The organism is Klebsiella sp. CN_Kp088 (assembly GCF_040064335.1).
Taxonomy (GTDB): Bacteria; Pseudomonadota; Gammaproteobacteria; order Enterobacterales; family Enterobacteriaceae; genus Klebsiella; species Klebsiella aerogenes.
The window spans coordinates 132963-148071 of sequence record NZ_JBEAIQ010000001.1; the positions used below are offsets into that span (position 1 = coordinate 132963).

A 15109-nucleotide genomic window follows, 5' to 3' on the forward strand; every position below is an offset into this window, starting at 1 on the left:
TGCGTTAGCCGGAAACCCGGTCGAGAAACAGGGTGGCAGCAAGGAGATCGGCCGCGCCACCCGGCGAGGCGTTTTGCGCCAGCATCTGCGCATCGAGGCGCGCCAGCGCGGCGCGACCGGCGACGCTGGCGCAACCACCAGCTGCCAGAACCTCGCGGGCGCCTTGCTGCATGGCGTGCAGGCCGTTCATGCCGGCGCGCGACAGCACGCAGGTATCGCTCAGCGAGGTCATGATGGCCATCAGCGCATCAAGGCGCGCCTGCTGCTCGCTGGCGCCTCGCGCCCGGCTCTGTTGCAGTTGCGGCAGCGCCAGGGCGGTAACATGCGGAAATCCGCGCTGCGCTTCCTCGCGTGCCCCCGGCACCTGCCAACGGCGGCTGGCGCGCAGCCCCTTACTAAAGCTTTTCGGCGCGAAACCGTCAGGCAGGCGGGCAAGGGCGGCGGCGGTCCCGGCGATCGCCTGTGATTGACCCTCTCCACCCAACATCGCCACCGCGCTGACCAGCAGGCCCAGCGCCCAAATGGCGCCGCGGTGGGTGTTAACTCCACCTGTCGCCATCATCATCTGCGCTTCACCTTCGCGACCGAGGCGGCCGACGGTTTCGCGCAGGGCGATATCCGCCGGACGCTGCCAGCTTTGCTGCGCCAGTGCGTGAAAGGTTGGCTGCAGGCTGCGGGCGGAGCGTTCCATCAGGTCCAGATTGAGATCCTGATGCGCGCCGTTGCCGCGACTATCGACCAGACCCGGTTTCGGACTCAGACGGGCTTCGTCAATCAGACAGGCGCTGGCGGTATGCGCCAGCCAGCTGACGCGGCTTTCTGCGTGTAGGGGGGAGAGATTTTTCATTACCAGCTCCGGAATTTTGCCGGTGGGTTGTACAGTCCGTCGGACCACTCCACCAGCTCGGCGACGCTGCCGGCGGCCAGTAGCGAGCGGGTGGCATCGCTACGGCGAATGCCGATATCTTCCGGGTACACCACTTTACCGCTCTGGCGCAGCGCGGCGACGCGTTTGGCGTCCACACCGAGACCAATATCGGTGATCCCGGCCACCGCGGCGACCATCGCCCGGCGCTCTTCAAGGCTCTCCGCCCGGTACAGGTAGGCGATACCCTCTTCGGTCAGCACGTGGGTCACGTCATCGCCATAAATCATCACCGGCGCCAGCGGCATGCCGGAGGTTTTGGCGACCTCGACCGCGTCGAGCGTTTCAACAAAGGTCGGTTTTACGCCGGCCTGGAAGGTTTCGACCATCTGCACCACCAGTTTTTTACCGCGCTGCATCGGGTCTGGTTCGGTGATCATATTGAGCCAGGCCGGGGTGGCGTGGCGGCGACCGTGGGGGTCATGGCCCATGTTCGGCGCGCCGCCGAAACCGGAAAGACGGCCGCGGGTGACGGTTGAGGAGTTAGCCAGACCATCAACCTGCAGGGTCGAACCGATAAACATATCTACCGCGTACTGACCTGCCAGCTGGCAGAAGGCACGGTTGGAACGCATTGAGCCATCCGGGCCGGTAAAGAAGATATCCGGGCGGGCGCGGATATACTCTTCCATCCCCAGTTCGCCGCCGAAGCAGTGCACGCTCTCCACCCAGCCGCTTTCGATGGCCGGAATTAAGGTCGGATGCGGGTTCAGCGTCCAGTGTTTACAGATTTTGCCTTTCAGTCCGAGCTGTTCGCCGTAGGTAGGCAGCAACAGCTCGATGGCGGCGGTATTAAAGCCGATGCCGTGGTTAAGCGACTGCACCTGATGCTCCGCGTAGATGCCTTTGATCGCCATCATCGCCATCAGAATGTGTTCTTGCTTAATCAGACGCGGGTCGCGGGTGAACAGCGGTTCAATAAAGAACGGTTTGTCGGCGACCACCACGTAATCGATCCACGAGCCGGGAATATCGACGCGCGGCAGGTCGCATTCGTCGTCCACCAGTTCGTTGACCTGGGCTATCACAATTCCGTCGTGGAAGGCGGCGGCTTCGACCAGCGCCGGGGTATCTTCGGTACTTGGCCCGGTGTACAGGTTGCCTTTACGGTCCGCTTTATAGCCGGCGATCAGCGCGACGTTTGGCGACAGATCGACGTACAGGCGGGAGTAGAGTTCAATATAGGTATGGATGGCGCCGATTTCGAGCAGGCCATCTTCCAGCAGCTGCGAGATGCGCAGGCTTTGCGTGCCGGAGAAAGAGAAATCCAGTTTACGGGCAATGCCTTTTTCAAACAGGTCCAGATGCTCGCTGCGCCCGACGCTTGGCATAATCATATGCAGGTCGTGGATTTTCTGCGGATTAACCTCGGCGAGCATGCGGGAGAGGAAATCAGCCTGCTTCTGGTTGTTACCTTCCAGTACTACCCGGTCGCCAGGGGCGAGCAGATTTTCCAGTACGCTGACCAGTTGGTCAGTGGGGATGACTTTGCCGGCAATCTTCGTTTCGGCCAGCCGCCGCTGTTTTTCCGTCCGGCGACGGTTCCAGACCCGTCCCGTCGTTTGTTCAGCATTCATTGTTAACCTCCTGATTCGACAAATCGTTTCGTTTGTCCTGGTGGAAGTTAGTGTGCGATGCGCGGCGCTGTGCATCAATTAAGCACGCCGGCTAATCGTTAGCTTTAGAGTAATGATTGGATGTGCCCATTTGTGATGGGGATCAATAATAAAAAAGGAGTAACGGTCTAAGCGGAAAAGATGAAAGGAGGGAAGGCTGGCGGATAGGCCAGCCAGATTGCCGATTATTCTTTACTTAAGTCACTGAGTAAGAAGGCAATACTCTGCCCGCCGTTGGTTTGCTCAAGGGCGATTTTCACAATGATGGTCAACGGCACCGACAGCAGCATGCCGACCGGGCCCAGCAGCCAGCCCCAGAATATTAACGACAGGAACACCACCAGCGTGGAGAGCCCCAGCCCACGGCCCATGATACGTGGCTCGAGAATATTGCCGAACACCAGGTTGATAATCAGGTAACCGGCAGTGACGATCAGCGCCTCATACAGGCCGCCAAATACCATCACCTGCAGAATAGGCGGGATGGCGGCCAGTACCGAGCCGATATTGGGAATATAGTTCAGCGCAAAGGCCAGTAGCCCCCACATAAAGGCGAAGCGGACGTCCAGCAGCGCCAGCATACCCCAGACCACCAGCCCGGTGACCAGGCTAATCGCGGTTTTCAGTACCAGGTAATGTGAGACGCTATCTATCGCCCGCTGAATGGCGCCCATTCCCTCAACCGGCCGCGACATTAGCTGCTGAAGCTTGGCGGGCAACTGCGGCACTTCCAACAGCATAAATACTACGGTGAGAAGCAACAGAAAAATGGACGACATCGCATTCGACAACTGGGTCAACAAGCTGGTAACCAGGGTCATCACCGCGTTGGGATCGATATACTTATTCAGCTCAATGGCGGAGACGGTAAAACCAAAGCGCTGTAGCCATGGGGTGACCGTCTTTAGCGGTTCGGCCAGCGACGTGCGGTATTGCGGCAGGGTGCGCGCCAGTTCGTTAAGCGAGGTGCCAAGCGACGCCAGCAGTACCACCGCCAGCAGCACGATAGCGCCCACCAGTAGCGAAATCGCCAGCACTCGCGGCACCCGACAGCGTACCATCAGTTGGACCAGCGGATTGATCACCACCGCAAGGAATAGCGCTAAGATAAAGGGGACGATAATGTCGGCGGCAAAACGGATGCCGGTAAGGATGATAACCAACATGCCCAGCATGATGACGATCTTGAGTCCATTTAGGGTAATGATGGGTTTGGCCATTGGGTTCCTTACGGTGAAGATGAAAACGTCCTTGATCATAGCGACTTTGCTATACACGTTTATGATGGAGATCAGTTTGAGAAAATACTAATTGAAATCGCGCATTAGACGTAAAGAATTGCAAATTCTTTGAGTTAATATTAACACTATGGTACAAATTTACTTGTGTTTAACTACCGAGGACAATTTTTTTCCGCAATGACGAGAAGCAACACCGCGGATAATTGTAATTTTATGAACAATCAGTTCAGCCTTTATTTTTCGACTCATCACGCATTACCCTTCATCCTTTCCCGATTTGCTGGCGAACAGCACTGGCGCTCCGCGCTATAGTCCCATTCTCTCTGCCTGAGCTGGCGCACCGCGCACGGCTAAAACTACGTCAGAATTTTTTCGGTTTACTCTCGTAAGCCGTCATGGATTGTATTCTCAAGCAGGAGAAGGGATTATGTTTTATTGGATTTTATTAGCCTTAGCTATCGTCGCTGAAATTACCGGCACGTTGTCTATGAAATGGGCAAGCGTCAGCGGCGGTCATACAGGTTATATTTTAATGCTGGCAATGATTGCGCTTTCCTATATTTTCCTGGCCTTCGCCGTTAAAAAAATTGCTCTCGGTGTGGCGTATGCGCTATGGGAAGGTATCGGTATTTTGTTGATTACCGTATTCAGCGTGCTGCTGTTCGATGAAAGCCTGTCAGTCATTAAACTCGCCGGACTGGCAACGCTGGTCGCCGGGATCATACTGATTAAGTCCGGCACAAAAAAGGCGGTAAAACAGCATGAGGAGACAGCTCATGCAACAGTTTGAGTGGATTCACGGCGCCTGGCTGGCGCTGGCTATCGTACTGGAAATAACCGCGAACGTATTGCTGAAATTTTCCGACGGCTTCCGTCGTAAGATCTACGGTATTCTGTCGCTGGCGGCAGTGTTAGGGGCCTTTAGCGCCCTGTCGCAGGCGGTAAAAGGTATCGACCTGTCCGTCGCTTATGCGCTGTGGGGCGGATTCGGGATTGCGGCCACCATTGCCGCTGGCTGGATCCTCTTTGGTCAGCGTCTGAACCATAAAGGTTGGGTCGGCGTCGTGCTGCTGGTGGCCGGTATGGTATTGATAAAACTGGCCTGATATGATGCCGCCTGCGTTCGCAGGCGGCAAATTCTGTTCTCTGTATTACGCTTAAAAAAGCGGATTCGGCATCTTTCTGTACGCCGCTATGAGGACAGCACATGATTCCTTTGCCTGGCTGGCGGAATATTCCCTCTGCCAAAATCCTTTCCATTCTGGTATTTCTTGCCGGCCTGGGCCTGGTCGTCTCTGTGATTTCTCTTTTCTATTTGTCGCAACATCTGGTCAGTATTAAAACTAATGAAATAGATAAACACCGTTCGATGCTTTCGGTAGAAGGCGCCGTGCAGACATCGGTGAACCGGGTGCTGTCATTGGTACTGGATAATTCGATTTGGGATGATGCGGTTAAACAAACCTATACGCCCCATCTTGATGCACACTGGCTGTATGATTCGTGGGGATCGGGTTTTAAGATTAATAATCTCTACGACGGCACTTTTATCCTGGATGAAAACTATCGCATCTTGTGGGGGGCTTTTCGCAGCGAGCCATTTACCGAATCCGATATTGGTTTTTTCGGCAGCGGGTTACAAACCCTTATCGAGCAGCACGCGGATGCGCTGAGAGGCGGTAAAAATGCCTTTGCCGGAATCACCCGTACCCGCGCGGGCATTGCGTTTGTCGGTATCGGCTTGATTCGCCCGACAATCGGCCGCTTACCGATTTATGATAAAACCCGTCGCTATCTGGTGATTACCCGCCACATTAATCCAACCATGCTGGAAACTCTGGGGAACACTTTCCAGATTAATCGACTGCATACGACGCAGTTTGCCGGCGAATACAGCGTACCATTACGCACAGAGGGCGGGGAGACGCTGGCCTATCTGAGCTGGCAACCGCGCCTTCCTGGTGCGGAAGCGGCGCGCGCCGCGTCAAACAGCATCAGGCTCATCGCCATTCTGGCGGCAAGTTTAATTTTGCTGTTTATCATGCTGAGTAGCCTGGGGCTTTACAAGCTGGCGCGCGGCGAACAGCAGGCGCGAAAAAATGCGCTTATCGATTGGCTGAGCCGTTTGCCGAACCGTCGGGCATTGATTGAACGTTTAAATGCGATGGGCGAATGCGGTAAGAATGAAATGCAGAGCGTGGTATTTATCGATCTCGATGGTTTTAAAGACGTCAACGATAACTACGGCCATGATACTGGCGACGCGCTGATTACCCATATCGCCCGCGAATTACGCGATCGGGTTCCGGCGGGGGCGATGCTGGCGCGGATGGGCGGGGATGAATTCGCCATGACCATGAGCGGCGAACATGCGGTTAATCAGGCCTCAGCATTCGCCTTGGCGGTGCTCGAATTATTAAAAACTCCCGTTGCGCTCAGCGCCCGGAAAATATATATCAGCGCCAGTATTGGTATTGCCAGCGGGGTGCCGACGCAGTGTTCCAGTACTGAGTTGTTTCGCCGTGCGGATATGGCCATGTACCACGCGAAGAAAAGCGGTAAGGGAAGAGTGGCCTGGTATGATGACACCCTTAACGAAACGCGTCAGCACCAGCTGCACATTGAAAATGGTATCCGCGAAGGTCTCGAAAAAGGCGAATTTGATGTCTGGTATCAGCCGATCGTCAATGCCGAAACGCTGGTGATGGAAGGCGTAGAGGCCTTGCTGCGCTGGCCGCGACGTCCTGAAGGCCCGCTGGCGCCGGATGCTTTCATCCCCATTGCCGAAAGCAGCGGATTGATTTATGCCTTGGGCCAGTTTGCGCTGTCGCAAGCCTGTTACGATCTCGAGACGATGGGGGATTTACTCCTTTCCGCCAATATATCCCCGGCGCAGTTCCGCGACCCGGAATTCGAAACTCGGGTGATCCAAACCCTGGGACGCTGTCAGTTTCCTGCCCGCCGCCTGCAGCTTGAGGTAACCGAAAGCTACGTACTGGAAAACCCGGAGCGCGCTCGCGTGGCTATCGAGAACCTGAAATCGTTAGGTATCGCCGTCGCGCTGGATGATTTTGGCATTGGCTATTCCAGTATTGGTTATCTACGCAGCTGTCGTTTTGATAGCCTCAAGATTGATAAGTCGTTAGCCGGGGTGGTGGATGTCGACCCGCAGGCGGCAGAACTGGTGCGCGGCACGGTACGTATCGCTAATGCGCTGGGGATCACCGTGGTTGCTGAAGGGGTAGAAACTCAGCAGCAGCTGGCGCTGCTACGGCGGGCGGGATGCGATCGACTTCAGGGATATTATTTCAGCCAACCGATGCCGATCGATTCATTGCTTCAACTGCGCCAGCAGCAGGGATAATCACTCGTTAGCCAGCGCTTCCAGCTTGTCGAGAAAACCGGTCACGGCAATAGCCCGGTTATCGGCGCGATAGCGATCTTTCGGTCCCGGCGCCGAGCTTTGCACTGCAATGACCTGCCAGCCGTTGTCCGTTTTTAACAGCAGCGGAGAACCGCTGTCGCCCGGTAGCGTATCGCATTGATGTGATAGAACTGAGGCTTGCGCCCATCCCGTCACCAGACAATCCTGGTGGCTATAGAGGCTATCCAGATGATCTTCCGGGTAGCCGGATTGCGTCACTTTGCGGTCCGTTGCTTTCAGCGCCGCGGTCAGCGCTTCTTTATCACCGCGAAACACAGGAACAGGCGTAATGCCGCCGGGCGCGTAGCGCAGGACGATCAGGCCAAAGTCCCAGGGGGCTGCGGAAGAGGGGACAATCCAGCCATCGCCGTCCGCTTTAAGCCGTTTGCCTAGCGATGGGTCGGTACGGCCGTCAATCCCGTGAATTTCATAGACCCAACTGCCCTTACGCGAGATAAAACGCAACGCAACGGCCTTGTCCGGCTTTCCTTTCGGCGGCTGCAGCAAACAGTGACCGGCGGTGAGAGCCAGATGCGGCGAAATCAGCGTTGCGGTACACAGATTACCACTGGCGGTTTCTAACTGGCCGATGGCATCCCAGGGGGAACTGGCCGGATCGCTGACCGCTTTACGATCGTCATGGCCGAAAAAAAGCGTTTTGATATCTTTCGCGCTCATGCCGTCATCATCAGCGTGAGCAAACAGGGGAAATACACAAAACGAACACAGTAATAACAGTACGTCTCTACGCATATCACTCTCTGGGGAGATAATTATGTCTATTGAAAGTAGCAGGAGATTTAAGTTTATGAAAGTTAAGAATAATTTTTATTAAGCCAAACGGCAGTTAAAATGACTCCTGAAGACATTTCATCTATGCAAGAACCATGTTAATTCAGATGGTTAACGCATTATCTCTGCTGTTGTCATTTCCGCAGAAAGCGGCGTGCAACGCAACATAATTCGTGTATCGGAACGTACGTAAAACGACGGCAAAATAATCACTTTGCCTTACAGGACATTCGCAAAGCGCAATTTTTCGAGGGTGTTTTAGTCGCCTTAAGATCGCAAAAGTTCATGGTCATTGGCGTTTTTTTACCATCTTCTCAATTATTTTCACTACGAAACATTTTCTCACTGTAAACATTGTCATTGGCGATTCCCGTTGAGTGAAATGTGAGGTTGACCCGGCCATCATAAGCGCAATGTCATTTCCCGTAGTGGGAGGGTGTATGTCTAAACAAGGTATTCGCGCATTAGTTTATGTTTCGCTGGTTTCTTTTTTTATGTGGGGAGCGATGGGCTATCTCGTGATTGAGGCGGTACGTGCCATGTAGCGTCACGCCAGCGCCACTGAGGTGGCGTTGGCTATAATATCTGTCAATGAATGCAAACTGGCGGATATGATGACTATCGATGAGAAGCAATTGCGGGCGATCATTACGGGGGAAAAAACCGAAGTGTCGCCCCCAGAACTGGCGAAGGAATTGCTGGCGGCGCGGGTAAAAATTGGCGAGCTGGAACGTCAACTGGCGACGCCGATTCGCTTACCTTTCTCCAGTGCGAGCCCGGTATGCGAAATTGAAGCGGGATATGCTGCGGGCGTCAGCGATTGCCGTCAGGCAATTCGTGAAGCCGGTTTTCCTATTGAGGGGGATGATTAGCGGCGCCTAATAGAGGAAAAAGCGGGTTGCCACCAGCGCGCATATTATCAGCAGTATCAGGATGAGCTCAAAACGATAGCGTCGCAGCATAGCGCTCTCCAGAAAAAAACGGCGCTGAAACAGCGCCGATTTATACAATACCAGACTAACCGAAACGATTATGCAGCCGGCTGAGCAGCAGGTTTAGCAGCGGTGTGTTTAGTGGTTTTGTGGTGTTTTTTCGCAGCCTGAGCTTTCTGCGCTACTGGTTTAGCGGCAGTTTTGTGGTGCTTTTTGGCAGCCTGGGCTTTCTGTGCAGCCGGTTTAGTGGCGGCTTTTTTGTGTTTCTTGGCAGCCTGGGCTTTCTGTTCTGCAGCCGGTTTGGCGGCAGCTTTGTGATGTTTTTTATGGTGAGTTGTCTTGGCAGTGGTGCTGTGAGTTGCAGCAGCAGGTGCCTGAGTGGTGCTTGCTGCATCAGCAGCGAAAGCAGCGGAAGACAGACCCATAGCAGCGGCAACGACCAGAGCTAATACTTTTTTCATTCTGATATCCTCGAAAAGGTTTCTTCATTTCAACCCCACTGCGGGGCCGTTGAAGTAACTATATGCTTGTCTTTTCGAGCTTTCCGTGAGTGTTTGGTATCGGCGTGTAACCATATGTACAACGCGAAGCGAACGGGTATAACGCGCCGGAGCAGGCCCCGGCGCGCAGGCTTAGAGATAACGCGCGGTAAGATGCTGGCGGAAATACTCACCGTTGAGATCTTCGCCGGTGGCATTCTTAATCAGCTGCGAAGTGGTAAAGCGGCTGCCGTGCTGCCAGATATTTTGCCGCAACCAGTCGAACAGAGCGTTAAAATCGCCGCCGGCGATATCCTGTGCGAGATTCGGTAACGCGCGTCTGGCGGCCGCCATTAACTGTGCGGCGTACATCGCCCCCAGCGTATAGGAAGGGAAATAGCCGAAACCGCCATCGGTCCAGTGAATATCCTGCATACAGCCGTCACGATAGTTGCCGAGGGTCGAAATGCCCAGCCAGCTCTGCATTTTCTCGTCCCACAGGGCGGGAATATCGTCTACTTCAATATCGCCGTCGATCAGCGCCCGCTCGATTTCATAGCGCAGAATGACGTGCGCCGGGTAGCTGACTTCGTCGGCATCGACGCGAATGAAGCCCGGCTTCACGCGCTGGTTCCAGGCGATAAAGTTTTCCGCGCTGAACGCCGGCTGGTCGCCAAAGCGCTGACGCACGGCGGGCAGCAGGCGGTTGAGGAAGGCTTCGCTGCGGCCAAGCTGCATTTCGAAGAACAGACTTTGAGATTCGTGAATCGCCGTTGAACGAGCCAGCCCAACCGGCTGATCGAGCCAGTTACGCGGGAGGTTCTGTTCATAGCGCGCGTGGCCGGTTTCGTGGATCACGCCAAATAGCGCGCTGAGTAGATCGTTTTCGTTATAACGGGTGGTAATACGAACGTCCTCAGGCACGCCGCCGCAGAAGGGGTGTGCGCTAATATCCAGGCGGCCGCCATCAAAATCAAAGCCTAAAACCCGCATTGCTTCCAGCCCCAGCTCGCGCTGGTCGTTGATGGCGAAGGGCCCCTGTGGCTCGAGCAGCGTCTTCTGCGCTTGCTTATCGACGACGTTTGCCAGCAGCGACGGCAGCCAGGATTTCAGATTGGCGAATAGCACGTCAAGACGCGCGCTGGTCATATCGGGTTCGAAAATATCCAGCAGGGCATCATAACGTGAAGAGCCTTTCGCATCGGCACGGATCTGCGCCTCTTCGCGGCTGAGCTTAACGACCTCGCGCAGGTTTTCGGCAAACCCCTGCCAGTCGTTAGCCGGGCGCTGGCTGCGCCAGGCGTGTTCGCAGCGGCTGCCGGCCAGCGATTTCGCTTCCACCAGGCTTTCGGGCAGTAGCGCCGCTTGCTGGTACTGGCGGGTCATTTCGCGCAGGTTAGCCTGTTCCAGATCGTTAAGATCTTCCTGCAGGGCGTTTTCCAGCCATTCACCAACCTTCTTATCGGTCAAAATTTGGTGCTGCAGCACCCCGAGCTCCGCCAGCGCTTCGCCGCGCGCGCGGCTGCCGCCGGGCGGCATCATGGCGAACATATCCCAGCCGGCGATGGCGGCAAGGTGAGAGAAGCGGGAGAGCCGTTGGAAAGTGCGGGTGAGCTGCTGATAGTTGTTGTTGTCAGTCATAGTCTCTGCTGGCCTGTGGCGAGTGAAATAAATCTGTTGTCAGTGGGTACACTAGCGCGTCGGGGTGATTTGGTCGAGTCGCTGGAACGACATTTTGCGTGCATCGAAAAATGCGCATGTGATAACCATAACGGACGGTGCGCTTCGCCAGCGGCTACACTGAAAACAGGCGCTGGCTGTCAGCGGAGGCGAGTATGAATCCGTTCACGTGGGTGTTTTTCGCACTGCTTTCTATGGATGCTCTCAGAGAACTGTTGGGGTTACCATCGGTGCTCGGGCTGTGGTGAACGGACGTGACCAATAAGGTCACGTCGTTTAACGATTATTTCAGGCGGTTGTGCAAACAGGCGCCGGTCAGCAGCGCGGCCATTAACAGCAGGGCGATAAAGCCGCCGACGCCATTCCAGCCGTAATGATGCCAGAAGACCCCACCGAGCGTCCCCGCAATACTTGAGCCAAGATAGTAGCTGAACAGGTATAACGAAGATGCCTGGCCGCGCGCGCGACGCGCCCGTGGTCCGATCCAACTGCTGGCGACCGAGTGCGCGGCAAAAAAGCCGGCGGAGAACAGCAGCATGCCGATGAAAATCAGCCACAGCGGCGAGAATAGCGTCATCAGCAGGCCAAACAGCATCACCGCAATAAAGAACAACATTACTGGACCGCGGCCATAACGCACCGTCAGCGCGCCGGCTTTTGGCGAACTCCAGGTCCCGGTCAGGTAAGCAACCGACAGCAGGCCAACCACCGCCTGATTCAGCGACCATGGCGACATCATCAAACGGTAGCCAATATAGTTAAACAGGGTCACAAATGCGCCCATCAGCAGGAAGCCTTCGAGGAACAACAGCGGCAGGCCGCGATCGCGCCAGTGCAGATGGAAGTTAATCAGCAGCGTTTTCGGTTTCAACGAAATAGGGCGGAAGTGGCGCGACTCGGGAAGAATACGCCAGAACATGATTGCCGCAGCGAGGGCGAAGGCGCTTATCACCGCCAGCGCCACGCGCCAGCCGAAGAAATCGGTAAAGACCCCGGTGAGCAGGCGGCCGCTCATGCCGCCTATCGAGTTACCGCTGATATAAAGCCCCATTGAAAACGCCACCACGCTTGGGTGGATCTCCTCGCTGAGATAAGTCATCCCTACGGCGGCTACGCCGCTGAGCGACAGGCCGATCAACGCGCGCATGATCAGAATACCGTGCCAGCTGGTCATCATCGTTGATAATAATGAGCAACACGCCGCCAACAGTAAGGCGGTGACCATTACCGGTTTACGGCCAATGGCATCCGACAGCGGACCGGTAAATAGCAAGCCGACGGCGAGCATCGCGGTGGAAATCGATAACGAAATACTGCTGCTGGCCGGGCTTACGCCGAACTCGCCTGACAGCACCGGCAGAATGGGCTGCACGCAATAGAGCAGGGCGAAGGTGGCCAGTCCTGCGGAAAATAGCGCCAGGGTGACGCGGATAAACGCCGGGGTGCCGCGTTTAATAAATTGATTTGGCTGGGAAGCGACCTTATCCCTGACATCGCAAGCCGGCGCGGTGTCAGCGGTTGTTGTGTTACTCACGGAGAATTCCTTGCTTATATACAGCTGGATTACAAACAAACTGATGTGACCATTCAGCTCACATTTTTAGGGTATAAAATTGTAAATATTCCGTCTAATATATTAATAATCTCAAATAAGACGTTTTAAATATGAATATCGAGCTGCGTCATCTGCGTTACTTTGTCGCCGTGGCGGAAGAGCTGCATTTTGGCCGCGCGGCGGCGCGCCTGAATATCTCTCAACCGCCGTTAAGCCAGCAAATTCAGATTCTCGAACAACAGATTGGCGCGCGGCTGTTTGCCCGCACTAATCGCAGCGTCAGCCTGACGGCGGCGGGAGTGCAGTTCCTCGCCGATAGCCGACAAATACTGACGCAGGTTGAAGATGCCGCCGCTCGCGCCGGGCGCCTGCACCACGGCGAAACCGGTGAACTGCGTATCGGCTTCACCTCGTCGGCGCCATTTATCAAAGCGGTTTCCGATACGCTTTCCACTTTTCGTCGCCGCTTTCCCGATGTCCATATCCAGACCCGCGAAACCAACACCCGCGAACAGATCGTGCCGCTGAATGAAGGGGCGCTTGACCTTGGCCTGATGCGCAACACGCAGCTGCCGGATACCTTGTGCTGGGAAAGGGTGCTGCGCGAACCGCTACTGGCGATGGTGCCCAGCGATCATCCCCTGGCCCGTCAGCAATCGGTGAGTCTGCTTGAGCTGGCGCGCGAGCCGTTTGTCTTTTTCGATCCGCACGTTGGTACCGGCCTGTATGACGATATTCTCGGATTGATGCGCCGCTACGATACCACGCCCGTTATCACCCAGGAGGTCGGCGAGGCAATGACCATCATTGGCCTTGTGGCTTCAGGTCTTGGGGTATCGATCCTACCGGCCTCGTTTAAGCGGGTGCAGTTAAATGAAATGCGCTGGCTGCCGATTACTGAACCCGATGCGGTGTCGGAAATGTGGCTGGTGTGGGCCAAACACCGTGAACAGGGTCTGGCGGCGCAGCGCTTTCGCGATTATCTTCTCGCTGCCGCCGCCCTGGCGAATTAAGACAAAAACGGGGTAAAAATGTGCGGCAAATCACAAGGCTAAGTAAAAATTTGACGTGCACCATCGAAGTGCTTCACCATAGCCAAAAGTTTATTTCGAAGCGCGAAAATAAAGGGAGTCAACGGTGGTAGCGGATAGTCAACCAGGCCATATCGATCAAATAAAGCAGACCAATGCCGGCGCGGTATATCGCCTGATTGATCAGCTTGGCCCGGTGTCGCGTATCGACCTTTCCCGATTTGCGCAACTGGCGCCGGCCAGCATTACCAAAATTGTTCGCGAGATGCTGGAAGCGCACCTGGTGCAGGAGACCGAAATCCAGGAGCCGGGGAGCCGCGGCCGCCCGGCGGTCGGGCTGATGGTTGAAACGGAAGCCTGGCATTATTTGTCGTTGCGCATCAGCCGGGGGGAAATCCACCTGGCGCTGCGCGATCTGAGCAGCAAGCTGGTGGTGGAAGAACAACTGGAACTGCCGCTGCAGCATGCGCAACCGCTGCTGACGCGGATCATCGAACATATCGACCAGTTTTTTATTCGCCATCAGCACAAGCTCGAACGACTTACCGCAATCGCCATCACCTTGCCGGGGATCATTGATACTGAAAACGGTATCATTCACCGAATGCCGTTTTATGATGACGTGAAAGATATGCCGCTCGGTGAGGCTCTGGCTAATCACACCGGAGTGTCGGTCTATATACAGCACGATATCAGCGCCTGGACCATGGCCGAATCGTTGTTTGGCGCCTCGCGGGGGGCGCGCGACGTCATCCAGGTGGTAATCGACCACAACGTCGGCGCGGGAGTGATCACCGATGGCCGCCTGTTGCACGCCGGCAGCAGCAGCCTGGTGGAGATCGGCCACACCCAGGTTGACCCTTATGGTAAACGCTGCTATTGCGGCAATCACGGCTGCCTGGAAACCATCGCCAGCGTCGAAAGCGTGCTGGAACTGGCGCAGATGCGCATGGCAAAATCCATGAGCTCTATGCTGCATCAACAGCAGTTGAGCGTTGAATGGTTATGTCAGGCGGCGCAGCAGGGCGATTTACTGGCGCGGGATATCATTACCGGCGTTGGCGCTCATGTAGGGCGTATTCTGGCTATCATGGTCAATCTGTTTAACCCGCAAAAAATCCTTATTGGTTCGCCGTTCAATCAGGCGTCTGATATTTTGTTTCCGGCAATTTCTGACTGTATTCGGCAACAGGCGCTACCGGCATATAGTCGTCATATCGCGGTTGAGAGTACCCAGTTCTCAAACCGCGGAACGATGGCTGGCGCGGCTTTGGTGAAAGACGCCCTCTATAACGGATCGCTCCTTATCCGACTGTTACAGGGTTAACATTTTTTCATAGTCGCACCAAAAATTGCGCTATCTCAATCTGGGCCCCGACGGCTTCGCGTAGACTTTTCCCACTGTTGATTATTTCTCTTATGTATTTTTCGTAT

Annotated in this window: 13 protein-coding genes; 6 read left to right on the forward strand and 7 right to left on the reverse strand. The window is 55.3% G+C overall.

The annotated features are described in order from the left end of the window. Positions 1-4 precede the first annotated feature (4 nt). The 3 genes from ABLV08_RS00640 to ABLV08_RS00650 form a co-directional block, all read right to left on the reverse strand. Positions 5-847 carry a triphosphoribosyl-dephospho-CoA synthase gene (locus ABLV08_RS00640; protein WP_004190298.1) on the reverse strand — a complete coding sequence of 281 codons (843 nt, stop codon included), beginning with the start codon at positions 845-847 and terminating at the stop codon, positions 5-7. Further along, positions 847-2502, reverse strand: a complete 1656-nt coding sequence (gene mdcA / locus ABLV08_RS00645; RefSeq protein WP_045388299.1) for a malonate decarboxylase subunit alpha — start codon at positions 2500-2502, stop codon at positions 847-849. Before mdcA ends, ABLV08_RS00640 begins: the two co-directional genes overlap by 1 nt. 224 nt (positions 2503-2726) lie before the next feature. After that, positions 2727-3761, reverse strand: coding sequence for an AI-2E family transporter (locus tag ABLV08_RS00650; RefSeq protein WP_015366785.1), 1035 nt, complete (start codon positions 3759-3761; stop codon positions 2727-2729). Between the two features lie 448 nt (positions 3762-4209). On the opposite strand from ABLV08_RS00650, the gene mdtJ reads away from it, so the two are divergent. The 3 genes from mdtJ (at position 4210) to ABLV08_RS00665 (ending at position 7146) form a co-directional block, all read left to right on the forward strand. After that, positions 4210-4572: a multidrug/spermidine efflux SMR transporter subunit MdtJ gene (mdtJ, locus tag ABLV08_RS00655; protein ID WP_015366784.1), complete on the forward strand. Its 363-nt coding sequence runs from the start codon at positions 4210-4212 to the stop codon at positions 4570-4572. Then, positions 4559-4888 (forward strand): multidrug/spermidine efflux SMR transporter subunit MdtI, encoded by a 330-nt coding sequence (gene mdtI / locus ABLV08_RS00660; RefSeq protein ID WP_015366783.1) that lies wholly within the window; start codon positions 4559-4561, stop codon positions 4886-4888. Before mdtJ ends, mdtI begins: the two co-directional genes overlap by 14 nt. A 101-nt stretch (positions 4889-4989) precedes the next feature. Then, on the forward strand, positions 4990-7146 hold the full coding sequence (locus ABLV08_RS00665) for a bifunctional diguanylate cyclase/phosphodiesterase (protein WP_348855424.1): 2157 nt from the start codon (positions 4990-4992) through the stop codon (positions 7144-7146). Here the strand turns inward: ABLV08_RS00665 and ABLV08_RS00670 are convergent, their stop codons facing one another. After that, on the reverse strand, positions 7147-7959 hold the full coding sequence (locus ABLV08_RS00670) for a serine protease (protein ID WP_015366781.1): 813 nt from the start codon (positions 7957-7959) through the stop codon (positions 7147-7149). Positions 7960-8612: 653 nt separating this feature from the next. On the opposite strand from ABLV08_RS00670, the gene ABLV08_RS00675 reads away from it, so the two are divergent. Beyond that, complete coding sequence (locus ABLV08_RS00675; RefSeq protein WP_015366779.1) at positions 8613-8870, forward strand: hypothetical protein; 258 nt, start codon at positions 8613-8615, stop codon at positions 8868-8870. Positions 8871-9028: 158 nt separating this feature from the next. Here the strand turns inward: ABLV08_RS00675 and asr are convergent, their stop codons facing one another. The 3 genes from asr to ABLV08_RS00690 form a co-directional block, all read right to left on the reverse strand. After that, positions 9029-9391: an acid resistance repetitive basic protein Asr gene (gene asr / locus ABLV08_RS00680; RefSeq protein ID WP_123277583.1), complete on the reverse strand. Its 363-nt coding sequence runs from the start codon at positions 9389-9391 to the stop codon at positions 9029-9031. Between the two features lie 171 nt (positions 9392-9562). Further along, positions 9563-11050, reverse strand: coding sequence for a carboxypeptidase M32 (locus tag ABLV08_RS00685; RefSeq protein ID WP_032707951.1), 1488 nt, complete (start codon positions 11048-11050; stop codon positions 9563-9565). Between the two features lie 322 nt (positions 11051-11372). Continuing rightward, a complete protein-coding gene (locus tag ABLV08_RS00690) occupies positions 11373-12662 on the reverse strand; it encodes an MFS transporter (RefSeq protein WP_348855426.1) in 1290 nt (429 codons plus the stop codon). A gap of 92 nt (positions 12663-12754) precedes the next feature. Here ABLV08_RS00690 and ABLV08_RS00695 point away from each other — a divergent pair, with 92 nt between their 5' ends. Together ABLV08_RS00695 and mlc are read left to right on the forward strand one after the other, a co-directional pair. Beyond that, complete coding sequence (locus tag ABLV08_RS00695) at positions 12755-13657, forward strand: LysR family transcriptional regulator (RefSeq protein ID WP_348855427.1); 903 nt, start codon at positions 12755-12757, stop codon at positions 13655-13657. A 124-nt stretch (positions 13658-13781) separates the two neighbouring features. After that, positions 13782-15002, forward strand: a complete 1221-nt coding sequence (gene mlc, locus ABLV08_RS00700; RefSeq protein WP_015366773.1) for a sugar metabolism global transcriptional regulator Mlc — start codon at positions 13782-13784, stop codon at positions 15000-15002. The last annotated feature ends 107 nt before the right edge of the window (positions 15003-15109 follow it).